Genomic DNA, 21880 nt, shown 5'->3' with positions numbered 1-21880 from the left:
TATCCGCGGCCGCCGCAGGTAATGCCGCACTGGTCGATAGTCGAATTGTTTGTTACAGACGGGTGTTGTCCATTCAACACACACGCTGACCGCGCGCCAAGTTGCGGCAGCTGGAGGGAATAAAAATCATGGCTTCTCGTCGCGCCGCGATCGGTCTGATCGCGCTTGGCTTTTCCGCATTCGTCTCATCCGCTCTCGTGCCCACCAGCGCCGCTCTGGCGCAGGCGTCGACCTATCCGAACAAGCCGATCCGCTTCGTCGTGGGCTATCCGCCCGGCGGCGCCACCGACATTCTGGCTCGCCTCATCGGCCAGCGGCTGTCGGAAAAGCTGGGCCAGCAACTCATCATCGAGAACAAGCCGGGCGCCGGCAACAATATCGGCACCGAGTCCGTAGTGAATGCGGAGCCCGATGGCTACACGGTGCTGCTGGTCAATCCGGCCAACTACATCAATGCCACGCTGTATTCGAAGCTGAGCTTCAACTTCGTGCGTGATATCGCGCCGGTCGCTGCCTTCCATCGCACGGCCAATGTGATGACCGTCAACAAGGACATCACGGCCAAGAACGTCGCCGAATTCATCGCCTATGTGAAAGCCAATCCGGGCAAGGTGAACATGGCCTCCTCCGGCAACGGCACCTCGGTGCATCTGTCGGGCGAGATGTTCATGATGATGACCGGCGCCAAGATGCAGCACGTGCCCTATCGCGGCGCTGCGCTGGCCATCACCGACATGACCGGCGGCCAGGTGCAGGTGATCTTCGACAATATGCCGTCGATCATCCAGCACATCCGCTCGGGCAATCTGCGCGCGCTCGGCGTCACCACCACGGAGAAGTCGGCGCTGCTGCCGGACGTCCCGACCGTCGCTGAAACCGTGCCGGGCTATGAAGCCAGCGCACTGTTCGGCATGGGCGCGCCGAAGAAGACGCCGCCGGAGATCATCGCCAAGCTCAATGCCGCGGTGAACGAAGTGCTGGCTGAACCGGCGATCAAGGCGAAGCTGATCGATCTCGGCGGTGATCCGCTGATTGGGCCGCCGGAAGCCTTCGGCAAGATGATCGCGGCCGAAACCGAGAAGTGGGAGAAGGTGGTCAAGGCCGCCAATCTCAAGGTCGATTAACTCCGGCCCTCATGGTGAGGAGGCGCCTCTTGGCGCCGTCTCGAACCATGAGATGGCTGGGCTCCGAGCGTACTGCCATCCTTCGAGACGCGCGCAAGAGCGCGCTCCTCAGGATGAGGGCGGAGTTTGTAGGTCTCAATCAAGAAGCCCGCGACCGAGGTCGCGGGCTTTCTTTGCTTTTAGGATTTCTTCTTGGCCGGAGTTGGCTTGCGCTTTGTCGGTGGTTTGCTCGCTACCCTGGCTTTCGCAACAGCAGGTTTCGCAGGTGTCGGCTTGGCTGCTTTCGCAGGCGCCATCTTCGGTTTGGTCGCCAGCCAGATCACGTGCCGGGCGCCGCCGCGGGGGCCGGCGGCGCGGATCGGAATCTCTTCGGTGGCGAAGCCGGCCTTGCGCAGCAGGGTGGTGAATTTCGGATGCGGGAACGAAGACCACACCGCAAGGACGCCGCCGGGGCGCAGCGCGTTGAGGCTCGCATGCAGGCCGGAGAGATCATAGAGCGCGTCATTGGATTTGCGCGTCAGGCCTTCCGGCCCGTTATCGACGTCGAGCAGGATCGCATCGTAGCTATCCCGTGCCGATGAGATCGCCTTGACCACATCGCCCTCGACGATGCTGACGCGCGGATCCGTGAAGCTGTCGCCGGTGAGCTCGGCCATCGGCCCGCGCGCCCATGCGACGATGGCGGGCAGCAATTCGACGACGGTGACCTTCGCCTTCGGCTCCAGCACCTTGAGTGCCGCACGCAGCGTGAAGCCCATGCCATAGCCGCCGATCAGCAGCTTCGGCGCTTTCGTATCCTTGAGGCGAAAACAGGTCAGTGTCGCCAGTGCCTCTTCGGAGCCGTAGAGACGGCTGCTCATCAGCTCGTTCTGGCCGAGCTTGATGGTGAACTCCTTGCCGCGCTGCATCAGGCGCAGCGGCACATTGCCATCGGGCACGTCGGTGGTGTCGATCAGTTTCCAGGGAAGCACGATGATCTTTCAGCAGCAGTGCGGGTTTCGTTTTTGTAGCAGCAGATTCGATTGGTTCCAGATTCGTGCAGTTGTCACGAAGTTCTTCAGCAATCAGCTACGAACAAGCTTGCGATGCGAGCATGTGACGCAGCATCGGCGCCAGTGCGCAGCGCGAACGCTGCTTCTTAACGGCCAGATAACTAACCGATGGAGTTGCGCAGCGGAACACGCTGATCGCAATTGCCAAAGGTAAAATGGGGTTCTATGCAAGATCGCAGACAAACGCACTTTCAAGTAGCAACCGTCGCAAACGGGAAGTGCATTGGTCGGGGCTGATGATTGTCTCCAATCAAAGAGGAATAGAATGACCAAGCTACTTCACGTCATGGCGGCGTGCCTTGTCGCCATGTTCATCGTTTCGACGCAGGCCAGTGCTGCGCCGATGATCGGCCAGAGCCTCGCTGTTGAAGCGCAGGTGATCCAGGTGTCCGGCGGCTGCGGTCCCAATGCCTGGCGCGGTCCGTGGGGCGGTTGCCGCACCACGCCGTATTACGGTCCGCTTCCGGGCGGCTACTATCAGGAAGCCCCGGTTGCCGGCAACGGCTGCCCTCCCGGCTACTGGCGCGGTCCGTGGGGCCATTGCCGTAACACGCCGTATCACGGCCCGCTCCCGGGTGGCGGCTACAAGCCATAAGTCGAGCAACCGACACACTGCGCTCGCACGGCGCAGGGTGGGATCGGCTGTCGATCGATCCATCAAGGCCAGCCGCGAGGCTGGCCTTTTTGTTGTGCGTAACCCGTCACTTTCACGCCCTTGAGCACCCGTTGTTAGGGATCCGGTGGCATGTTCCGGCGCCATGCAGCGCCTTGTCCGTTCCAACTTCCGCCATCCAAGTCCGCAGATCCGGCGCGAGCTGGTCGAGCTGCTCTATACGGCATTGCCACAGGTTGCCGCGATCAGCCTGACGTCGGTGATCGGCGGCGTTGCGCTCGCCTGGATGAGCGGCGATCTCGTCTATTCGATCATCTCGTTTTTCGTCTTCATCACCGCAGCATGCCGGATCGTCAGCCTGCAGCTCTACAAGTCGCGCGGGCCTGATGCCTCGGATGCCGGAGTCGTGCGCTGGGAGCGGCTCTACGGCGCGGGCGCAGCCGCGTTCGGCGCCTCGCTCGGCATGTTGTCATTCCGGGCGTTGCAACTCGGCGATGCGCCGGGAGCCTGGCTCGCTTTCGGCTTGGCGATGTCGTTTTGCGTGGGCATGGTGTCGCGGGCGGCGATCCGCCCCTGGATCGTGCTGCTGACGGCGGCCTTGCTGTTCGGGCCCATCGTGACCGGCGCGTTCATGCGGCCGGAGGCGTCCTATTCCATCGGCGCCACCATGCTGTTCCTGTTCTGGCTGACGCTGCGCGAGGCGTCGCGCCATCTCAGCACTGCCTTCATCGAGCGTCTCGAAGCCAAGCAGGCACTGGCGCGGCAGGCCAACCAGGACTTTCTCACCGGCCTGCCGAACCGCTCGGCTTTTGTCTCGGCTCTGCAAAATGGCAGCGGCCATGTGGCAATCGTGGCCATCGATCTCGATGGCTTCAAGCCGGTGAACGACCGCCATGGCCACCATGCCGGCGACGAATTGCTGCGACAGGTCGCCGCGCGGCTGGTCGCATGCATGGGCGATGACGGCATGGCGTGCCGCTTTGGCGGCGACGAATTCATGTTGCTGAAGCGGGTGCAGGGCGGCGATCTCGGCCGCGAAGTGGCGCTGTCCTTGGCGCGGGAAGCGGTGGTGGAGCTGTCGATGCCCTATCTGGTCGGCGACATCGCAATCCGTGTCGGTGCCAGCGCCGGCATTCTCGTGACCGCTGCGATGGATCATCCGGAAGCGACCACGTCGGACCTGCTCGAACAGGTCGATCGGGCGCTTTATGCGGCCAAGCGGGCAGGCGGCGGACGCTGGAAATGGTCGGATGAGGACATTGGCGGTGATGCCGGTGGCCATCGGGACGTCGGCTAGACGATCCAGCCCGTCAGTGTTGATTAGCCACGGGCGACATTGCTCGCACTGCCCTGCGCATTCGTTGGCAACTGCCTGCCGCGGGGTGTCAGCGTCAGATGTGCAACGGTGGTGGTCGTCTCCAGCTGCGCGCCCGAATAGGTGAAGGTGCCGGCGCCGGGCAGGCTGCTTTCCGCCGTTGCGTTGACGCCGGGAGCGGCGAAAGCGAAGCCGAAAGCGAGAATGAAGCTGAGGGTCCGCATGGCTGTCTCCATCTGAGGTCTGCGGCGATGTCCGCTGCGTCGTTGGATGGCTTGATAACCATGTCGGGTTTCCGGGCGTTGGCGTCGCAACCGAAAACGGCTTCGTCGATGCGGCCTTTTGTTTCGTGCTGACGCGGGAATGAAACAAAGGCGGTGTAAGCCGGTTGAAAATGCGTCATGCTTGGAGGCGGGCGCAGGAGATGCCGCAATGACGGCAGGGGACATCGCCATGAACCGTTTTTTTCGTCGCACCGCCTTGGGCGGTCGTACCGCTATTGCTCTGACTGTCAGCGCCTGTGCCGCACTGGCCATGGCCACGCCGGCCAAAGCCGATCCGCTGGCCGGCCTGCGCTGGAAGAGCCGTGTACTGGTCCTGGTCGCGCCATCGTCGCAAGACGGCGAGCTGCGTGTTCAACGCCGGAACCTGGAAGCTGCATCGGGCGGCATGTTCGAGCGCAATATCGTGCTGATGGAAGCGGTGGGCGACGGGCATCAAGCCCGCCAGTTGCGCAAGCGGCTCGCGACCGATGGCAATGAATTCCGTGTCTTCCTTGTCGGCAAGGACGGCAACACTGCTTTCGCCGCCAACGATCCGCTTGCCGCTCAGGACATCTTCGGCCGTATCGATGCGATGCCGATGCGCCGGGACGAGATGCAGAAGCAGAGCCGGGCCGGCGGCTGATTATTAGAGCGTTCTGAATTGAGACTACCACCGTCCTCATGGTGAGGAGCGCGCCCATTGGCGCGCGTCTCGAACCATGGCGTGTGTCGCCCATCCTTCGAGACGCCGCGCAAACGCGCGGCTCCTCAGGATGAGGGAGAGTTAGTGGAGAAGGTGCGTCGTCTTAAATTGAAAAGGCGCTAAGCCCCGCCATTCCCCACCAGCACGAAGGGCGCCCAGACGCTGGGATGTGCATAGGCGCCGCCTTTGCCGATCAGATTGACCAGCGAGCGGCGGAATGCCTCGGCACGGCCGAGATCGCGCTGGGTCGCCAGCGCATTGGTGGTCCCGGTGGTGATGATAACCGCAGCCTGCGAATTGACCGGCCAGTGGGTGACCAGCAGCGCGCGCGAGCCCGCATAGAAGAAGGCGCGGGTAAGGCCTGAAAAAGCCTCGCTATTGGCCTTGTCGCCGCCCGCGGTGTTGCATGCCGAGAGCACCACCCAATCGGCATCGAGCTTCAGGGCGGAAATGTCCGAGGATGACAGATAGCCGTCATCATCACGCGAGGTCTGTTGCGGCGGCGTCATGATCAGGCCGGGCTCGACGGTGCCGCGGACCTGGCCGGCCAGCGCGCCATGGGTGGCGAAATGCAACACGCGATATTGCGCGAGCTGTCCGCCAGCATTCAGCGATTTGATATTCGTCTCGGTAGCCGCACTGGCGAGATAGACGTCGCCGCGCACCGGCGAGAAGCGCTCGGCCACGGCGCAGAGCTCGATGGCTGTCTCCGGCAGCGGTGCGAGGCGCTTGAGCTGGTCGAGATCGGCAGTGCCTCCGGTGAGGGAGAAGGCGGCCTGCACCTTGCGCTGGGCAAGCTGGTCCTGCCGCGCCTCCATGATCGCCGCACAGCTCTGGAACTGGCGCGCCAGCTTTGCACGCTCGGCATCGCCGCCATCGAGGAGGGGATTGCCGATGCCGATATAGGGCTTTTGCGCGCGGCTCGATTTTGCCACCTGGCGCAGCGATGTCAGGCTCGACACCGACGGCAACACGGTGCTGGCAAAGCGCTTGGCGAGCCACGGCATATCGGCAAAGGCTTGCGGCCCATTCGGCGGGCGCTCGGTGAGCAACACCTGGAATGGCAGCGTCGCCAGCGGGCCGGATGGCACCAGGATCAGTTCCTTGCCGTCGATCTCCTTTGCGACCGGCTCGAGCAGCGCGTGATAGAGGCCATAGGCGCGGTCATTGTCGAACGGCAGCTGGCCGCCGCCCGGTGGCTTCTTCAAGCCGTATTTGTCCGTGCAGTCGCTGGCCTTGCCGAGCCAGGCTTCGTCATCGAGACCACAGCGCAGGATGCGCACGGTGTCGGTGAGCTGCTTTGCGCCGAGCGGTGCGGCATGCCAGCGGATATCGGATTTGGTCACCGTCCAGACGAAGGTGAAACGCTCGGTGGTGGTGAAGAGCAGCAGGGCTTCCTTCGGACCAAGTTGCTTCTGCACATCCGCCAGCGCAATCGGCGTGCGGGTGACGAATGTCGCGTAATCCGGGAATTGCGCGGCGATGGTGCGGTCGAGATCCTTGATCTGGCTCGTGATTGCTGCGGCACGGGTGAGGATGGCTTGTTCGGTCTGCTGATTGCGAGCGGACGCCGGCTGCGAGAGCGCTGATATCAAGAGCTGATCGTTGGCAACAGCCTGATCGGCGAGATCCTGTCGCTGCCGCACTTTGGCGGAGAGATCACCACCACCGGCCGCGACGCGGGCGGACATGCCGGCAATCGCCTTGGCCGCCTGTTCGTCGCCGATGCGTTGTGCGTTGTCGAAGGCCTGTGCCCGCAAGGCGACCTGCTGAGCCGGCGCGGCGTCGGCGAGCTGATAGGCGGCGACGATGGCACCGGGAAAGGGATTGGTGCCGTCCTTGAAACCGAGATCACTGCCGGGTGACGCATCGCCGGCATCGGTGGCGTTGCGCGCGATCAGGATCGCTGCCGAGCGGGCGAAGGCGTCGTTGGCCTGCTGCCAGTCCCTGACATCGAGATAATGGGCGCCGAGATTGTTGTAGCTGTTGGCGACATCGGGGTGGCCGTCGCCGAGGGTGGCGATGCGGATCTCCAGTGCACGCTTCAGCAGCGGTTCGGATTCATGGGCATTGCCGAGCGTATCGAGCACCACCGCGAGATTGTTGAGGCTGCCCGCGACGCGCGGATGGCGCGGGCCGAGGGCGGCTTCGCGGATCGCAAGCGAACGACGGGCCAAAGGTTCGGCCTCACTGGCACGGTTATCGTTCGTGAGCAGGTTGACGAGATTGTCGATGGCTGTCGCAGTTTCGGCATGGTCGCGGCCGGCGCTCTTCTCGCGGATGGCAAGAGAGCGGCGGAACAGCTCTTCGGCTTCTTTCTTCTGGCCGGCACCGGACTTGGCTTCGGCGAGATTGTTCAGCGCAATGGCCACATTGGGGTGATCCGGGCCGAAGGATTTCTGCTGGATCGCCAGTGCGCGGGTCAGCAGACCTTCGGCCTCGGTGGCGCGGCGCTGGCGGGTGAAAATGATGGCGAGATTGTTGAGGCTGGCGGCGACATCGGCGTGATCGGGGCCGAGGGATTTTTCGCGGATCGCGAGAGCGCGGCGGGCGAGGTCTTCGGCCTCCGGCAGGCGCTCCTGCATGCGGCGGAGTTCGCCGAGATTATTGAGCGTCGCGGCGACCTGGAGATTGTCCGGGCCGTGCAGCTTTTGCTGCAGCGCCAGGGCTTCGCGGAATTGGTCGTCGGCGATCTGCAGTTTGCCTTGCGCCTTGGCGACTTCGGCCATGTTGTTGAGCGCCACCGGCACCATGATCTCGGCTTGCGCACCGGCCGCCTTGAAGCTCGCCAGCGCTCGGCTGAAAATCTCGAAGGCCTCGTCCTCGCGCAGCTGGCGATGGCGGATATTGCCGAGCTGCATCCGCGATAATGCGGTGGCCGTGCTGTCGGCGCCGGAGCTGCGCTCATTGATGGCGACGGCGCGTTGCGCATAGTGCTCGGCGTCCGCCAGGCGGTCGCGTGCAAAGGCGATCTGGCCAAGCTGGCCGAGCACGGCAGCAACCTCCGCATGGGTCGGGCCCATCGCTTTTTCGCGGATGGCCAGCGCCTTGCGCAGATTGGTTTCGGCCTCGGTGAGTTCGCCTTGCGCCTGCAGGGCCTGCGCGAGCACGACATAAGTGGTGGCCGTCAGCGGCGATTGGCGGCCGGCGGTCTTTTCGGCCTCGACGGTGAGCTTGCGGGCCAGCGGAATGGCATCGCCATAGCGGCCCTCCTTGGCAAGCGCCGTGATGCGCTGCATGAGCGCCAGCATGTCCTGCTGGCCGGCATTGCCCGGCGGGATAGCTGAGAGGCTGATAGCGACGACAAAAGCGAAACGGATGGTCCGGCTGAATCGCATGCCTCGAACGCTCCCTTTATCTGCATTCCTTTCGTCATCGCGGTCATCTGAGGCCGCAACATGGCGCGAGCCATGCAACGCGGCGCGCCATGAGAGCGCGCCGCGAATGACGACAGTTGGATGAAAGGAGACGCTGCGCGATCAGCCAATCGCGCTCTTGATGACGGAGAGCAGTTCCTGGAACGGTTCGTCGCAAGGCGGCTCGGCAGGAAGCTGGCCAAGCACATCGTAGATCTTCGGCACCAGATTGACGGCCTGATCGAGTTCGGCGTCGCGGCCGGGCTGATAGCCGCCCATCAGGCGCAGGTCGCGCGTATCTTCAAAGCGTGCGATCATGGCGCGTAGCTTGCGCACCAGCGTCGCTTCCTCCGGCGACCACACATGCTGGCCGAGACGCGAGACCGAGGCGAGGACATTCACCGCGGGATATCGGCCCTGATCGGCGACATCGCGATCGAGCACGATATGGCCGTCCAGCGTGCCGCGCACGGTGTCGGCCACGGGTTCGTTGTGATCATCGCCATCCACCAGCACGGCGAACACGCCGGTGATGTTGCCCCGGCCTTCAAGGCCGGGACCGGACCGTTCGAGCAGGCGAGGCAATTCGCTGAACACGCTCGGCGCATAACCGCGGGCGATGGCGGGCTCGCCGGTGGCCAGCGCCACTTCGCGCGAGGCATGGGCGAAGCGCGTCACGGAATCGACGATCAGCAGGACGGATTCGCCGCGATCGCGGAAATATTCGGCGATGGTCATGGCCGTCTTCGGCGCCAGGCGCCGCATCATCGGGCTTTCGTCCGACGTGGAGACCACGGTGACGGCGCGCGTCTTGTGGTGCACCAGCGACTCTTCGAGGAATTCGCGCACTTCGCGGCCGCGTTCGCCCACCAGCGCGGTGACCACGGTGTCGAAGCCGGTGCTGCGGGCCAGCATCGAGAGCAGCGTCGTCTTGCCGACGCCGGAGCCGGCAAAGATGCCGATGCGCTGGCCCTTGCAGAGCGGCGTGAAGAGGTCGATCACCTTGACGCCGGTGCGCAAGGGGGCGGTGACACGCGCGCGCTTCAAGGCCGGCGGCGGATCGCTATCCGTATGCATCGCGCGGTCGCCCACCGGCATGTGGCCGAGGCCGTCGAGCGGTTCGCCGAGCGCGTTGATGACGCGGCCTTTCCAGCCGGGATGCGGTGTGAGCGCTTTTGGCGGCATGCGGAAGGCCGGCAGGCCGAGGCCGGCCGCGATATTCGATTCGAACGGTTTGGCGGTGACACCGTCGCTATCGATGCGCACGACCTCGCTGAGATGAACCCGCTTGTCGATCTCAAGTCCGATCAGTTCGCCGAGCTTGACGTGGCGCGCGAGGCCGGCCACGCGGAAATGCGTCGAGGTCACCTCGGAGACGAGACCTCCGACGCGGACCACGGGCACATCCTTGCGCAGCACCGAGATGGTGGATTCGAGCCGTTCGAGCGCGTTCATCTGAAACTCCCAGCCTTGCAGTCAGCGTCAGGCCTTGGCCGGATCGCCGAGGGTGCGAATGGCGTTCTGAACCGAGCTCTCGGAATCCTGGATCAGCGAACTCACATTCTGGAAGGTCTTTGTCGCCATCATCATCTGCGTGAGCTCGGAGAGCGGATCGACATTCGATCCTTCGACAAAACCTTGCTGGAAGCCGACGGTGACGAAATCGAGCGCAGCGGTGGCCGGCTTGTCCGGGATCACGCCGGAATTGCCGAACCGCTCCAGCTTCGCATCCGAGGCGATATCGAACAGGCCGAGCTGGCCGACCTGATTGACGCCCTGGGCGATGGTGCCGTCGCGCGCGATGGTCACCGGGCCGCCATCGGGATCGATCATGATCGGTGTACCGCCGGAGTCGAGCACAGGGAAGCCGGCGAGATTGCGGAGCTGGCCGTTGATGTCCATCTGCATGCGGCCGTCGCGGGTATAGACCGTGCCGGTGGGACCCTGGAACGCCATCCAGGTGGTGGCGCCGGGATCGGGGCCGCCGGGATAAGCGGCCATGCTGTTGCCGGCGATCGCGACATCAAGTGGATTTCCGGTCTGCGTGACGGCGCTTTCCTTGCGCGAGATGAAGTTCTCGCCGGGCGAGGAAAACGCGACCGGCTGGGTGGCGGCGCGTGACATCGCGGTCTCGAATTTTACGGCATCGGCGCGAAACGCCGCCGTTTTCATATTCGCCATGTTGTTGGCGATGGTGGTGAGCCGCTTTTCGAGCGAGACCTGGGCCGAAAGGCTGACATAGAGCGCAGATTGCATCTTGGATTCCGGGTTTCAGCTTCGCATGCGCGACTGGATGTGAAACTCGGCGAGCAGGCTTGTCCGGGGCTGGCCGGAACCGGCGCATGTCAGCCTCGTGCAAGCATCACTGCCTACACGGGGGCATCCTCAAATTGGAGCGGTGCGCTTGAACGTTCTCATTGGTGTCATCATCACACTCGCCAGTCTGATCGGCGGCTATGTTGCGATGGGCGGGCATCTCGCGGTGATCTGGCAGCCCTGGGAATTCGTCATCATCATGGGGATGTCGGCCGGTACCTTCGTCGTCGCCAATCCCTGGAAAACCGTGATCGACACAGGCAAGGCAACCATCCAGGCGATTACGGTCGATGTGCCCAAGCAGCGGCATTATCTCGATCTGCTCGGGCTGATGCACACCTTGATGCGCGAGGTGCGCAACAAGGGCCGCAACGAGGTCGAGGCGCATATCGACGATCCCCCGAATTCGGAAATCTTCACGTCGTTCCCGACCGTGCTGGCGAACGAGCCGTTGACGGCATTCATCTGCGACTATTTCCGCCTGATCGTCATGGGCAGCGCGCGCACCCATGAGATCGAGGCGTTGATGGACGAGGAAATCGAAACCATCGTTCGCAGCAAGCTGAAGCCGTACAACGCGCTGATGATGATCGCAGAGGGGCTGCCCGCGCTCGGCATCGTCGCCGCCGTGCTCGGCGTCATCAAGGCGATGGGCGCGCTCGATCAGTCGCCCAAGCTGCTCGGTGGCTTCATCGGCGCCGCGCTGGTCGGCACCTTCGTCGGCATCTTCCTGTCTTACGGTATCGTCGCGCCGCTGGCGCTCAAGGTGAAGATGGTGCGTGAGCAGCGCGCCCGGATGTATGTGATCGTCAAGCAGTCGTTGCTGGCCTTCATGAACGGCGCATTGCCGCAGATCGCGATCGAGCATGGTCGCAAGATGATCGGTCCGGCCGATCGTCCGTCCATCGATGTGGTGGAGAGCGAGACAATCAATGGCGGCCCGCCCAAGGCCGATGCGGCCGAGGCGCCAGCTAAAGCAGGAGCACGCGGTTGATGTCGGACGTCAAGGCAGGCCGCGATCAGGGATCAGACCAGCTTCTCGGCGCTGCGGGTATTTCCGTCGAACGCATGCCGATGCTGCATGTGATCTTCGATACGATGACAAATCTGTGCGCGGAAAGCCTGCGCTCGATGTCGCCGTCGCAATCGTACTTCTCGCTGATGAGCGTCGGCAGCGAGCGGTTGTCGGATATTCTGGACCGCCACGAGGGCGAGGCAATCGCCGCGGTGTTCTATGCGCAGGCATGGGACGCGCGCGTGCTGATCGGCTTCGATCGCGATTTCGTCTATACGATGATCGAACTTCTTTTCGGGGCCGATGGCGGCGAGCCGCCGCTCGACATGCCGCGTGTGTTCTCGAATGTGGAGCTGCACGTGGCGCAAGCGCTGTTCGAGCGCTTCGGCAAGGCGTTGCAATCCTCATTCGAGCGAGCGACCGAAGTCACCTTCAATCTGGAGCGCGTCGAAACGCGCATGGATTATCTGGCGATCGGCCGTCTCAACAATATGGCGGTCTGCTCCAAGATCCTGCTTCAGGGGCTCGATCGCGGCGGCGAGATGTTCATCGTCATTCCGCATGCGGCGCTCAATCCGATCCGCACCGCGATGTCGCAGATCGTCTCCGGCGAATCGGCATCGACCGATCCGAAGTGGAGCCGCCAGCTGCATAGCGAGATCAAGCGCACCGAAGTCACGCTGAAGGCGATCCTGGAGGAGCGGCAGTTTACGCTCGGCGAGGTCGCCAATTTCAAGGTCGGCCAGGTGCTGCAGCTGAATGCCACGCCGGACACGCTGGTGCGGCTCGAATGCAACGAGCAGCGGCTGTTCTGGTGCCAGCTTGGCCAGATGAACGGCGTCTATTCGCTGCAGGTCAAGGAGTCCGGGGATCAGAAGCGGGAGTTCATCGATGATATCCTCAGTCGTTGACATCATTCTGTTCGCCGCGCTGCTGTTCACAAGCGTCCGCGTCACCAAGATGCATCGTGAACTGGTGCGGTTGCGCGCGCATCACAGCGAGTTCACGGCTGTACTCGAGAAGACCAACGAGACGGTCGATGACATGGTCCTGATGGTGCGCGAATTCAGCTCAGACGGACGGCAGATGGTCCATGCGCTCGGCGACAAGATCGACGAAGCGCGACGGACGATCGCCGAGATCGATGCGCGCAACACCAATCCGGCTTGAGCTAGTCCGAATTCATTTTCAGAAGGCAGGGGACCATGAAGCAATCATACGAAGCAGATCCGGCGGCCACGGCGACGTCCGACGCGCTCGGTGTTGAGAATACGTCGTTCGGCAAGTTGGCGGATCTCGCTGCCCGCGCGGCCGAAGAGACCAGTCGACTGACGAATATCGAGCCGATCCTGCGTATTCCCGTCACCGTCCAGGTGCTGCTCGGCTCCGCCACCATGCCGGTGGCCGATCTGATGAAGCTTGGCCGTGGCGCTGTGATTCCGCTCGATCATCGTGTCGGCGAGCCGGTCGAGGTGGTCGTCAATGGCCGCATCGTGGCGCGTGGCGCCGTGGTCGTGGTGGAAGATGAAAATTCGCGTTTCGGCGTGTCGCTGACGGAAATCGTCGGTGGCATGGCCGGAGATCCGGACGCCTGATAGGTCCCACCCATGGCATTCAATGCACCCGTCAAGCGTAGCACCTCCGTAAAGCCTCTCGGCGGCACGGAGAAGGCTGCTGTGCTTCTGCTGGCCATGGGCCGTGACCTTTCCGGGGGGATCCTCAAGGAACTGGATCCCGACGAAATCAAGCTCGTAACGCGGGCTGCCGCGGAACTGAAGCCGATCTCGACATCGGAGCTGGAAGCGATCATCGAGGAGTTCGCGCAGAACTTCTCGCAAGGGCCGAATATCTTCGGCACGGTCGGTGAACTCGAGAAGCTTCTGAACGGCGTTCTGCCGCCCGATCAGATCACAGACATCATATCCGAAGTGCTGGGTAACAAGACCAAATCGGTGTGGGAGCGCATCTCGCTCGTCTCCGAAGGTCTGCTTGCAAATTACCTGCTGAAGGAGCATCCGCAGACCGCGGCGCTCATTCTATCGCGCGTCAAGCCGGCCTGCGCGGCGCGGGTGATGAGCCACCTCCCGCCTGATATCCGCCATGACCTGATGCGACGAATGCTCAGTCTCAAACCGGTGGTCGAGGATGCCATGAGCATCATCGAAAAGACGATGCATGAAGACTTCATGATCAATTTCGCCCGCAACCTGGCGTCCGATACCTATCCGCGCATGGCCGACATCATCAACAAGATGGAGCGCGCGCAGATGGAGGAGTCGCTGAAGAGCCTGACGGAATCGCGGCCGAAGTCGGCGGAAATCCTGAAGGGCATGCTCTTCACCTTCGACGATATCGTGAAGCTGACAGCAAAGGCGCGCATGCTGATTTTCGATCAGGTGCCGACCGATCGGACGGTGATGGCGCTGAAGGGGTCGGAAGCCAGTTTCCGCGAACTCATCCTGTCCTCGCTGGCGGGACGTACCCGCCGCCTGGTCGAGCACGAATTGTCGAGTGGAATTCCATCCAACCAGCGCGAAATTCTCGATGCACGTCGCGCGATTACGGATCTTGCGCTCGATATGGCCGGCCGCGGCGAGATCGAGCTCAATCCCGATCAGGACGACCAGCCATTTTTCACCTGAAGATAGATTGCAGTGTCCGAGGCGCCCGAAAAGGATAGCAAAACAGAAGAGGCGACCGAGAAGAAGGTCCGTGACTCCGTCGAGAAGGGGCAAATCCCTGTTTCGCGTGAAGCGCCGATCTTCGCCTCGATGCTTGCGCTATTGATCATCATGAGCTTCCTGATGTCCGACAATGTGCGGAAGCTCACTTATTCGCTCGCCAGACTGCTCGATGATCCATCGGGTATCCGCCTTCGTAACAGCGCGGATGCAGTTGCGTTCTTCTCGACAGTCGGAATGGCCATGGCGGAGCTGATCATTCCCATCGTCATTGTTCTCTTGCTGGCTGGTCTGGCGTCGTCGTTCCTGCAAAACGCACCGCAACTCGTGTTCGATCGTATCGAACCGAAACTCGAACGTATTTCGATCATGAAAGGCTTCGAGCGGATTTTTGGCGCACAGGGACGTGTCGAGTTTGCCAAATCGGTCTTCAAATTCATCGCCATCAGCCTGGTCGTGTCGATCGTCCTGCGCGCAGAGGAGGCCGTGGCCGTGAATGCATTGTTCAGCGATCCGACTGCCGTTCCGGAGCTCGTCCTGACGACGGCGATGCGTCTCGTCTCGGCGATCAGCATTGCCACCATCGTGCTGGTGTCGCTCGATCTGGTCTGGGCGCGCTTCCACTGGCGACGCGAAATGCGCATGACCAAGCAGGAAGTGAAGGATGAGTTCAAGCAGGCTGAAGGTGATCCCATCCTCAAGTCTCGCATGCGCTCGCTGGCGCGCGACCGTGCACGCAACACGATGCTGGCCGCGGTGCCCAAGGCAACTTTGGTGATCGCCAATCCAACTCACTTCGCAATCGCGTTGAAATATACGCAAGGCGAAGATGCGGCACCCACGGTGCTAGCCAAGGGGCAGGATCTGATCGCGTTGAAGATCAGGGAAATTGCCGAGAAGAATGACGTGCCTGTCGTCGAGGACAAGGCACTGGCGCGCTCGATGTATGACGTCGCGCAGATCGATCGCATGATTCCGGCCGAGTTCTTCCGTCCCGTTGCGGAGATCATCTACTTCCTGCACTCGCGCAAGCAGCAGAAGAAGAATGCATGAGCGTGTGCCCGGTCGCGCACCTCAAGCCCCAGACAAGTTTCCATCCGTAAACCAATACTAACGAATCTTGAACCGTGGGGACAATGTGGGACCCGTCTATCTAATGGACCTCGCCTCGTCGCATGAGCGATGGCTGTCACTGCGACAGGCCTCGGTCTCGGCGAATGTCGCCAATGCCAATACGCCGGGCTATCGTGCCCGGGATATCGAGCCATTCAACAAGATCCTCGATGCCAAAGTGGTGCCGGTGACGGTGACGTCGCCGATGCATATCACCACTGGATCGCGCGTCGAAGCGCAGGCCATGCGCAAGGAAAAGACCTGGGAGACGGTGCATTCCGGCAACTCGGTCAGCCTCGAACAGGAGATGCTCAAGGCGGGCGATATCAATCGCGACTACTCCTTGAATACGGCGATCGTGAAGTCCTTCCATCGCATGTTCATGACCAGCATGAAGTCCTGACGGAGAAAGCCATGATCGATCCATTGCAGGCATCGACTCAGATCGCGAGCTCCGGCCTCGAAGCGCAGTCCACGCGTCTGCGCGTCGTGTCGGAAAACATCGCCAATGCGAATGCGACAGGCCGCACGCCTGGCTCTGATCCGTATCGCCGAAAGACCACGACGTTCACGGCAGAAATGGATCGCGCGGCCGGTGTGCGCATGGTCAAGGTCAAGGACATCGGCACCGACCAGGCGCCGTTCCGCGTCGATTATGAACCCGGACATCCTGCGGCGGATGCGTCGGGCTATGTGAAGTTTCCCAACGTGAATTCGCTCATCGAGATGGGCGACATGCGGGAAACCAACCGATCCTATGAAGCCAATCTGCAGGTCATCAAACAAGTCCGCTCGATGGTGTCGATGACCATCGATCTCCTGAGGAGCTGAATATGCTTGATTCCGTATCGTCGGTTGTCAGCAGCGCTGGCGAACTCGCAAAGACGAGCGACGTCTTCAAGACCAGCAGTGCGGTGCCGACGGCGCAGCCCGCTTCCGCAGGCATGGGCTTCAACAATGTGCTGGAACAGGTCGCAGCGGATTCCATCGGCTCGATGAAGGCTGGCGAAGCCGCCTCGATCCAGTCCATCCAGGGTAAGCTCTCGGCGCAGAAAGTGGTCGAAGCGGTGATGTCGGCGGAACGGTCGTTGCAGATGGCGGTGGCTGTCCGCGACAAGGTCGTTCAGGCCTATCAAGAAGTCAGCCGAATGGCGATTTGAGGTTCGATCATGAGAGCACTTGCTATCGCTGCCACCGGCATGGGTGCGCAGCAACTCAATGTGGAAGTGATCGCGAACAATATCGCGAACATCAACACCACATCCTACAAGCGATCGCGGGCGGAATTCACCGATCTGTTCTACCAGATCGACCGCGCGCAGGGCGTGCCGAACCGCGCCGGCGAAGGTGCCGTGCCGGAAGGCGCCAAGCTCGGCCTCGGCGTGCGCTCCGCCGCCGTGCGAAAGTTGCACATCCAGGGTGCCATGGCGCAGACCGGCAACACCTATGATCTCGCGATCAACGGGCGCGGCTGGTTCCAGATCGCAGGTCCCAATGGGGAGACGCTCTATACGCGTGCCGGTGCGTTTAACCTGAATGAAAACCGACAGCTGGTGTCGCCGGACGGCTATCTGGTGAATCCAGCGGTCGTCGTTCCGGCGAATGCGGTGGATGTCATCATCAACGAGTCCGGACAGATCTACGCCAAGATCGATGGTGAAGTCGCGCCGGTTCAGATCGGGCAGATGCAGCTGGCGAACTTCGCCAATGAATCCGGTCTCGAACCGCTCGGCGGCAACCTTTATCGTGAAACGCTGTCGTCGGGCGTGCCGGTCGTCGGCTTCGCCGGGGACATCGGCTACGGCAAGCTGCATCAGCGTTATCTCGAGAACTCGAATGTCGATCCGGTGAAGGAAATCACCGAGCTGATATCGGCGCAGCGGTCCTACGAGATGAACTCCAAGGTCATCCAGGCCGCCGACGAGATGGCTTCCACCGTCTCGAAGGGCCTTCGCTAACGCATGATGCCGGAGCTGCGTCCGATGCGCGTCCTGAAGATCGTTTCCATCGTGCTCGCGGGCGCCATGCTCGCGGGCGATGCCGTGGCGGCGGAAGAGCCGGTCAAGTATCCGGTGCCGGCAACGACGATCTATCCAGGAGACGTGATCAAGGACGAGATGATCATGGACCGCAATTTCGCGCCCAATATCCAGGGCGCGAGCGCGTTCATCAACGATCGGGCCGCGCTGACCGGTCGCACCGCCCGGCGCACGCTACTCGCCGGACATCTCATTCCCATCAACGGGCTCGAAGACCAGAAGGCGGTCACCCGCGGCGCCGTTGTGAAGGTGCTGGTGGAAGACGATGGCCTTGTCATCGTCACCTATGCGACGTCGCTGCAGTCGGGCAGTCCGGGCATGGTGGTGCAGCTGCGCAATCTCGATACCGGCGTGACCATCCGGGGCATCGTCCAGCAGGACGGATCAGTGCGGATTCAGAACGGATGATGCTGCGTCTTCTTTGCGGGCTGCTTCTCGCGCTGTCGGTCTCGGCGGCGGAAGCCGCCGTACGTATCAAGGATATCGCGAGCCTCAAGGGCGTGCGCGAGAACCAGATCGTTGGCTACGGCCTGGTGATCGGCCTCAAGGGCTCCGGTGACACGCTGCGCAACGCGCCCTTCACCGAGCAGTCGCTGCAATCCATGCTCGACAATATGGGCATCAATATCCGCGGCACCCAGCTGCGGACGCGCAACGTCGCCGCCGTCATGGTGACCGCCGATCTCCCGCCCTTCGCGGCAGGCGGGTCGCGCATCGATGTGGCGATCTCCTCCATGGGCGACGCATCGTCGCTGCTCGGCGGCACGCTGGTGCTGACCCAGCTGCGCGGCGCCGATGGCGAGACCTATGCGGTGGCGCAGGGCGCGATCGCCGTCGGCGGCTACAATGTGGAAGGCGCCGCCCAGACCGTCAGCGCAGGCGTCGCGACGGCTGGCCGTATTCCGAACGGTGCGCTGATCGAACGCGAAGTGAAGGGCAATTTCAGCGACATGCATTCGCTGACGCTCGAATTGAAGAATCCGGACTATGCGACGGCCACGCGAATTATCGATGCAATCAACGCGCATGGCCGCGGTCGCTACCAGACGAATATTGCTTTCGAGCGCGACTATCGCACGGTCATGCTGCAGCGGCCGCGATCTGCACCTCCCGTGCGTTTCATTGCAGAGATCGAGGAGTTGCTGATCGAGCCGGATTCGCCGGCGCGTGTCGTGGTGGATGAACGTACTGGAACCGTGGTGATCGGCCGCAATGTGCAGATCTCCACCGTGGCCGTGACGCACGGCAATCTGTCGGTCCGCATCACGGAGGCGCCGATCGTCTCGCAGCCCAATCCGTTTGCGCGCAACGGCCAGACGGTGGTGGTGCCGCAAACATTCATCGAGGCGAACGAGAATGGCGCGAAGGTCGCCATCCTGCGCGGCACGGACCTGCAGCGCCTCGTGCGCGGCCTCAATCAGATCGGGCTGAAGCCGCAAGGAATCATTGCGATCCTGCAGGCGATCAAGGCTGCCGGCGCGCTGCAGGCCGAACTCGTCATTCAATAGCGGGCCGGGTCAGCGTCGCACAAGGCTGAAGGTGCAACGCTTGCTTAACCGATTCACGAGAGCACGAATGACGCGCGCCGTAACCTGGTCGATCTGCACCATCGCTGCAGCAGTCTCCTTGGATGTCGCACTGGCAGAGCCGGTGCAGCGATCGAAGCCGCTCAATCTTGCGGAATTCACACGCACGGCACAGCCACAGCGCCAGAAGCCGGCACCCAAGTCGGAGGTCGCGGCTAAACCAGAAACGGCAACCAAGCCTGAACCGGCTGCGAAGTCGCTGACCGAAGCGCCGCTGTTCACGGGATCGGTCGACAAGAAAGAAGCGGCAGCGCCGACACAGGAATCCGACGTCGCGCGCTTCTGCAGCAACATCACGGATCAGGCGCTCGACGCGCGCGTCGCCTGGCAGCAGAAAGAGCTCGAAGCGACGGAAGTGAAGCTGAAGCAGCGGATCGCCGAGCTCGAAGCGAAGCGCGCCGAATATGAAGAGTGGTTGAAGCTGCGCGAGGATTTCCTCAAGAAGGCCGAGGAAAACGTCGTCGAAATCTATTCGCGAATGAACCCGGAAGCTGCCGCCCAGCAGATCGCCAGCATGGCCGACGACACGGCCGCCGCGGTTCTCGCCAAACTAAAGGTCAGGGTCGCAAGTTCGATCCTGAACGAGATGGAACCGGCACGTGGCGCGCATCTCGCCGATACGCTTGCCGGCATGCGTCGTACCGACGACGGGAAACCCAGGAAATGAAGCTGCTGAGAGTTCTGCTTGTTGCTGTTGCGCTACCCGGTCTCGCCGGTTGTGCCAACAGGTTGGCCGAGATCGGCCAGGCGCCTAACATGTCTCCGGTCGGCCAAGGCCTGCAGGTGGATGCGCGCGGAATTCCCATGGAGAAGCGGGCCTATCGCGGCACGGGCCAACATTCGATCTGGAACGAGCGCAAGGATCTGTATCGCGATCCGCGTGCGACCCGCATTGGTGATATTCTCACGGTCAATGTCGTCATGAACGACAAGGCCATTCTGGACAACAAGACGGACAGGTCGCGGGATTCACAGGTCAAGCTCGGCACCGATTATGCCGCCGATGTCGCAAAATGGATCTCGGCTGGAAGTTTCGATGCCAATGTGAGTTCACAATCCTCCAGCAAGGGATCGGGCAAGATCGATCGTGCGGAAGAGGTGCGGTTCTCCATCGCAGCCGTCGTGGTCGACGTCCTGCCGAACGGAAATCTCCTGATCAGCGGGTCGCAGGAAATGCGCGTCAATTATGAGATGCGCATCGTCAATGTCGGCGGCATCGTGCGGCCTATCGATGTGGCCCGCAACAATACGATTCCTTACGAGAAGATCGCCGAAGCGCGCATCTCCTATGGTGGCCGCGGTCGCATCATGGAAGTGCAGCAGCCGAACTGGGGCCAGCAGGTCTACGATCAGGTCGCGCCGTTCTGATGAGGATCGACCATGGCTGATGTGGACAATGACGGGCAGGGACGCGGCAGTCTGCAATGGATTGTCGCGCTGGTGGTTGTGACCGGACTGTCTGCCGGTGCGGGAACGCTCGCCAGCTTTCATATGCTGGCGACCGTCGACCGCCTTGTCGATAGCCGGAAGGAAGTGGTCGAAACACCGGTGATTTCAGCATTCAATCCCAGCGACCGGTTACGCAAGATCGCGCCGGTGACGACGAATCTGGCGGCGCCTCCGGACTCCTGGATCAGGATGGAAGCCTCGATCGTCACCGATAAGCTGAATGACGAGGAATCACATGCGCTGACCGCAAAGGTGGGCGAGGATATTGTCGCTTATTTGCGCACCCTCACACCGAACCAGATCGAGGGGGCACGGGGGCTGCAATATTTGCGTGAGGACCTGAACGAGCGCGCGGTGACGCGGTCGGGCGGCAAGGTGCGTGAGCTGATTATCGAAACGCTGGTGGTGCAATGACGCGTGCGTTTCTGATCCTGGTCGCCGTGATGCTGCCGACGGCAGCCATGGCGCAGATTCCCGATCTGTCGACCCTGCTGCCGCAAGGCGAGGGAAGCGCCAGCGGTCGCATCATCCAGATGGTGGCGTTGCTCACGGTGCTCTCGCTGGCGCCGGGGCTGCTGATCATGGTGACCAGCTTCACCAGATTCGTGGTCGCTCTGTCGTTTCTGCGCACGGGACTGGGCCTGCAGACGACGCCGTCGAACATCGTGATGATCAGCCTGGCGCTGTTTCTCACTTTCTACGTCATGGCGCCGACATTTGATCGTGCCTGGCAGAACGGCATCCAGCCGTTGATGAAGAACGAGATCAGTGAACAGGAAGCCTATGGGCGTATCACCGATCCGTTTCGCGAGTTCATGCTGCAGCATGTGCGCGAGAAGGACCTGCAGACTTTCGAGAATCTCGCAGCGGAGAGCTTGAAGGTGAAGCTCGATGGTCAACGTATCGATCTGCGAATCATTATTCCGGCTTTCATGGTTTCCGAACTTCGTCGTGCCTTCGAGATCGGCTTTCTCATCGTGATGCCGTTCCTGGTAATCGACATGATCGTGGCGACGCTCACGATGTCGATGGGCATGATGATGATGCCGCCCACGGTTTTCGCGTTGCCGTTCAAGGTGTTGTTCTTCGTGCTGATCGATGGCTGGAATTTGCTCGCCGTCGGTCTCGTCAAATCGTTCTTGTAGTTCATCCGTTTGTCATCGAAATGAATCGATAAGGATGGACGCTGTTAACTATACCGCTGTTCGCCAACTTCAGCTTTGGGTAAGGTTTGGCGGATAGCGTGCAATTCACG

24 protein-coding genes and 1 pseudogene are annotated in these 21880 nt (G+C 61.9%); 20 read left to right on the top strand and 5 right to left on the bottom strand.

Going from position 1 to position 21880, the window contains the following annotated elements; genetic code table 11:
• The first annotated feature begins 128 nt into the window (after positions 1-128).
• Complete coding sequence (locus ACIQ2A_RS04670) at positions 129-1124, top strand: Bug family tripartite tricarboxylate transporter substrate binding protein (RefSeq protein ID WP_398476269.1); 996 nt, start codon at positions 129-131, stop codon at positions 1122-1124.
• 299 nt (positions 1125-1423) lie between these two features.
• Here ACIQ2A_RS04670 and ACIQ2A_RS04665 read toward each other — a convergent pair.
• Positions 1424-2095 (bottom strand): annotated as a pseudogene (locus tag ACIQ2A_RS04665) (spermidine synthase); the annotation flags it as partial.
• Between the two features lie 346 nt (positions 2096-2441).
• Between ACIQ2A_RS04665 and ACIQ2A_RS04660 the strand changes: the two are divergent.
• Positions 2442-2771: a GCG_CRPN prefix-to-repeats domain-containing protein gene (locus tag ACIQ2A_RS04660; protein WP_398476267.1), complete on the top strand. Its 330-nt coding sequence runs from the start codon at positions 2442-2444 to the stop codon at positions 2769-2771.
• Between the two features lie 163 nt (positions 2772-2934).
• Positions 2935-4086, top strand: coding sequence for a diguanylate cyclase domain-containing protein (locus ACIQ2A_RS04655; protein ID WP_398476264.1), 1152 nt, complete (start codon positions 2935-2937; stop codon positions 4084-4086).
• A gap of 23 nt (positions 4087-4109) precedes the next feature.
• Here ACIQ2A_RS04655 and ACIQ2A_RS04650 read toward each other — a convergent pair whose 3' ends face one another.
• The gene (locus ACIQ2A_RS04650) at positions 4110-4328 is read right to left on the bottom strand and encodes a hypothetical protein (RefSeq protein ID WP_398476262.1); all 219 of its coding nucleotides are present in this window, start codon (positions 4326-4328) and stop codon (positions 4110-4112) included.
• A gap of 229 nt (positions 4329-4557) precedes the next feature.
• Here ACIQ2A_RS04650 and ACIQ2A_RS04645 point away from each other — a divergent pair, with 229 nt between their 5' ends.
• Positions 4558-5010, top strand: coding sequence for a DUF4174 domain-containing protein (locus ACIQ2A_RS04645; protein WP_398476260.1), 453 nt, complete (start codon positions 4558-4560; stop codon positions 5008-5010).
• A gap of 179 nt (positions 5011-5189) precedes the next feature.
• Here the strand turns inward: ACIQ2A_RS04645 and ACIQ2A_RS04640 are convergent, their stop codons facing one another.
• From ACIQ2A_RS04640 to flgF, 3 genes are all read right to left on the bottom strand, one after another.
• Positions 5190-8408 carry a tetratricopeptide repeat protein gene (locus ACIQ2A_RS04640; protein ID WP_398476258.1) on the bottom strand — a complete coding sequence of 1073 codons (3219 nt, stop codon included), beginning with the start codon at positions 8406-8408 and terminating at the stop codon, positions 5190-5192.
• A 141-nt stretch (positions 8409-8549) separates the two neighbouring features.
• Positions 8550-9881: a flagellar protein export ATPase FliI gene (fliI, locus tag ACIQ2A_RS04635; protein ID WP_398476255.1), complete on the bottom strand. Its 1332-nt coding sequence runs from the start codon at positions 9879-9881 to the stop codon at positions 8550-8552.
• Between the two features lie 27 nt (positions 9882-9908).
• Positions 9909-10682 carry a flagellar basal-body rod protein FlgF gene (gene flgF, locus ACIQ2A_RS04630; RefSeq protein ID WP_398476253.1) on the bottom strand — a complete coding sequence of 258 codons (774 nt, stop codon included), beginning with the start codon at positions 10680-10682 and terminating at the stop codon, positions 9909-9911.
• Positions 10683-10830: 148 nt separating this feature from the next.
• Here flgF and motA point away from each other — a divergent pair, with 148 nt between their 5' ends.
• The 16 genes from motA to fliP all read left to right on the top strand — a co-directional run bounded on the left by motA (position 10831) and on the right by fliP (position 21770).
• Entirely contained in the window at positions 10831-11736 is a 906-nt protein-coding gene (motA, locus tag ACIQ2A_RS04625) for a flagellar motor stator protein MotA (protein WP_398476251.1), read from the top strand.
• Positions 11736-12668 (top strand): FliM/FliN family flagellar motor switch protein, encoded by a 933-nt coding sequence (locus ACIQ2A_RS04620; RefSeq protein ID WP_398476249.1) that lies wholly within the window; start codon positions 11736-11738, stop codon positions 12666-12668. The genes motA and ACIQ2A_RS04620 overlap by 1 nt, the downstream gene beginning before the upstream one ends.
• On the top strand, positions 12649-12927 hold the full coding sequence (locus tag ACIQ2A_RS04615) for a hypothetical protein (RefSeq protein ID WP_398476247.1): 279 nt from the start codon (positions 12649-12651) through the stop codon (positions 12925-12927). The genes ACIQ2A_RS04620 and ACIQ2A_RS04615 overlap by 20 nt, the downstream gene beginning before the upstream one ends.
• 35 nt (positions 12928-12962) lie before the next feature.
• Positions 12963-13352, top strand: a complete 390-nt coding sequence (gene fliN / locus ACIQ2A_RS04610) for a flagellar motor switch protein FliN (protein WP_398476245.1) — start codon at positions 12963-12965, stop codon at positions 13350-13352.
• 12 nt (positions 13353-13364) lie between these two features.
• The gene (locus tag ACIQ2A_RS04605) at positions 13365-14399 is read left to right on the top strand and encodes a flagellar motor switch protein FliG (RefSeq protein WP_398476243.1); all 1035 of its coding nucleotides are present in this window, start codon (positions 13365-13367) and stop codon (positions 14397-14399) included.
• 12 nt (positions 14400-14411) lie between these two features.
• Positions 14412-15491, top strand: coding sequence for a flagellar biosynthesis protein FlhB (gene flhB, locus ACIQ2A_RS04600; RefSeq protein WP_398476241.1), 1080 nt, complete (start codon positions 14412-14414; stop codon positions 15489-15491).
• A gap of 85 nt (positions 15492-15576) precedes the next feature.
• A complete protein-coding gene (flgB, locus tag ACIQ2A_RS04595; RefSeq protein WP_398476238.1) occupies positions 15577-15954 on the top strand; it encodes a flagellar basal body rod protein FlgB in 378 nt (125 codons plus the stop codon).
• A gap of 11 nt (positions 15955-15965) precedes the next feature.
• Entirely contained in the window at positions 15966-16382 is a 417-nt protein-coding gene (gene flgC / locus ACIQ2A_RS04590; protein ID WP_398476236.1) for a flagellar basal body rod protein FlgC, read from the top strand.
• A 2-nt stretch (positions 16383-16384) separates the two neighbouring features.
• A complete protein-coding gene (locus ACIQ2A_RS04585) occupies positions 16385-16711 on the top strand; it encodes a flagellar hook-basal body complex protein FliE (RefSeq protein ID WP_398476234.1) in 327 nt (108 codons plus the stop codon).
• Positions 16712-16720: 9 nt separating this feature from the next.
• A complete protein-coding gene (gene flgG, locus ACIQ2A_RS04580; RefSeq protein WP_398476232.1) occupies positions 16721-17509 on the top strand; it encodes a flagellar basal-body rod protein FlgG in 789 nt (262 codons plus the stop codon).
• Between the two features lie 24 nt (positions 17510-17533).
• Positions 17534-17998: a flagellar basal body P-ring formation chaperone FlgA gene (flgA, locus tag ACIQ2A_RS04575; RefSeq protein ID WP_398476230.1), complete on the top strand. Its 465-nt coding sequence runs from the start codon at positions 17534-17536 to the stop codon at positions 17996-17998.
• The gene (gene flgI / locus ACIQ2A_RS04570; RefSeq protein ID WP_398476360.1) at positions 17998-19098 is read left to right on the top strand and encodes a flagellar basal body P-ring protein FlgI; all 1101 of its coding nucleotides are present in this window, start codon (positions 17998-18000) and stop codon (positions 19096-19098) included. The genes flgA and flgI overlap by 1 nt, the downstream gene beginning before the upstream one ends.
• 67 nt (positions 19099-19165) lie before the next feature.
• Complete coding sequence (locus ACIQ2A_RS04565) at positions 19166-19843, top strand: MotE family protein (RefSeq protein WP_398476228.1); 678 nt, start codon at positions 19166-19168, stop codon at positions 19841-19843.
• Positions 19844-19848: 5 nt separating this feature from the next.
• A complete protein-coding gene (gene flgH, locus ACIQ2A_RS04560; protein WP_398476358.1) occupies positions 19849-20544 on the top strand; it encodes a flagellar basal body L-ring protein FlgH in 696 nt (231 codons plus the stop codon).
• 12 nt (positions 20545-20556) lie between these two features.
• Entirely contained in the window at positions 20557-21039 is a 483-nt protein-coding gene (locus ACIQ2A_RS04555; protein WP_398476226.1) for a flagellar basal body-associated FliL family protein, read from the top strand.
• Positions 21036-21770 (top strand): flagellar type III secretion system pore protein FliP, encoded by a 735-nt coding sequence (gene fliP, locus ACIQ2A_RS04550; protein ID WP_398476224.1) that lies wholly within the window; start codon positions 21036-21038, stop codon positions 21768-21770. The genes ACIQ2A_RS04555 and fliP overlap by 4 nt, the downstream gene beginning before the upstream one ends.
• Positions 21771-21880: the final 110 nt, after the last annotated feature.

The organism is Tardiphaga sp. (genome assembly GCF_044336785.1).
Lineage (GTDB): Bacteria > Pseudomonadota > Alphaproteobacteria > Rhizobiales > Xanthobacteraceae > Tardiphaga.
The sequence above is the reverse complement of the archived record's forward strand: the minus strand, read 5'-3'. Positions and strand labels throughout refer to the sequence as shown.

What these genes read in the sequence shown, in the direction of transcription:
- ACIQ2A_RS04640 (WP_398476258.1), bottom strand. Translation starts at nt 8,408, where the DNA reads ATGCGATTCAGCCGGACCATCCGTTTCGCTTTTGTCGTCGCTATCAGC.
- flgI (WP_398476360.1), top strand. Translation starts at nt 17,998, where the DNA reads ATGCTGCGTCTTCTTTGCGGGCTGCTTCTCGCGCTGTCGGTCTCGGCG.
- flgC (WP_398476236.1), top strand. Translation starts at nt 15,966, where the DNA reads ATGATCGATCCATTGCAGGCATCGACTCAGATCGCGAGCTCCGGCCTC.
- fliP (WP_398476224.1), top strand. Translation starts at nt 21,036, where the DNA reads ATGACGCGTGCGTTTCTGATCCTGGTCGCCGTGATGCTGCCGACGGCA.
- fliI (WP_398476255.1), bottom strand. Translation starts at nt 9,881, where the DNA reads ATGAACGCGCTCGAACGGCTCGAATCCACCATCTCGGTGCTGCGCAAG.
- ACIQ2A_RS04620 (WP_398476249.1), top strand. Translation starts at nt 11,736, where the DNA reads ATGTCGGACGTCAAGGCAGGCCGCGATCAGGGATCAGACCAGCTTCTC.
- ACIQ2A_RS04670 (WP_398476269.1), top strand. Translation starts at nt 129, where the DNA reads ATGGCTTCTCGTCGCGCCGCGATCGGTCTGATCGCGCTTGGCTTTTCC.
- flgF (WP_398476253.1), bottom strand. Translation starts at nt 10,682, where the DNA reads ATGCAATCTGCGCTCTATGTCAGCCTTTCGGCCCAGGTCTCGCTCGAA.
- fliN (WP_398476245.1), top strand. Translation starts at nt 12,963, where the DNA reads ATGAAGCAATCATACGAAGCAGATCCGGCGGCCACGGCGACGTCCGAC.
- ACIQ2A_RS04655 (WP_398476264.1), top strand. Translation starts at nt 2,935, where the DNA reads ATGCAGCGCCTTGTCCGTTCCAACTTCCGCCATCCAAGTCCGCAGATC.
- ACIQ2A_RS04645 (WP_398476260.1), top strand. Translation starts at nt 4,558, where the DNA reads ATGAACCGTTTTTTTCGTCGCACCGCCTTGGGCGGTCGTACCGCTATT.
- ACIQ2A_RS04565 (WP_398476228.1), top strand. Translation starts at nt 19,166, where the DNA reads ATGACGCGCGCCGTAACCTGGTCGATCTGCACCATCGCTGCAGCAGTC.
- ACIQ2A_RS04660 (WP_398476267.1), top strand. Translation starts at nt 2,442, where the DNA reads ATGACCAAGCTACTTCACGTCATGGCGGCGTGCCTTGTCGCCATGTTC.
- ACIQ2A_RS04585 (WP_398476234.1), top strand. Translation starts at nt 16,385, where the DNA reads ATGCTTGATTCCGTATCGTCGGTTGTCAGCAGCGCTGGCGAACTCGCA.
- ACIQ2A_RS04650 (WP_398476262.1), bottom strand. Translation starts at nt 4,328, where the DNA reads ATGCGGACCCTCAGCTTCATTCTCGCTTTCGGCTTCGCTTTCGCCGCT.
- ACIQ2A_RS04555 (WP_398476226.1), top strand. Translation starts at nt 20,557, where the DNA reads ATGGCTGATGTGGACAATGACGGGCAGGGACGCGGCAGTCTGCAATGG.
- ACIQ2A_RS04605 (WP_398476243.1), top strand. Translation starts at nt 13,365, where the DNA reads ATGGCATTCAATGCACCCGTCAAGCGTAGCACCTCCGTAAAGCCTCTC.
- ACIQ2A_RS04615 (WP_398476247.1), top strand. Translation starts at nt 12,649, where the DNA reads ATGATATCCTCAGTCGTTGACATCATTCTGTTCGCCGCGCTGCTGTTC.
- flgG (WP_398476232.1), top strand. Translation starts at nt 16,721, where the DNA reads ATGAGAGCACTTGCTATCGCTGCCACCGGCATGGGTGCGCAGCAACTC.
- flgA (WP_398476230.1), top strand. Translation starts at nt 17,534, where the DNA reads ATGCGCGTCCTGAAGATCGTTTCCATCGTGCTCGCGGGCGCCATGCTC.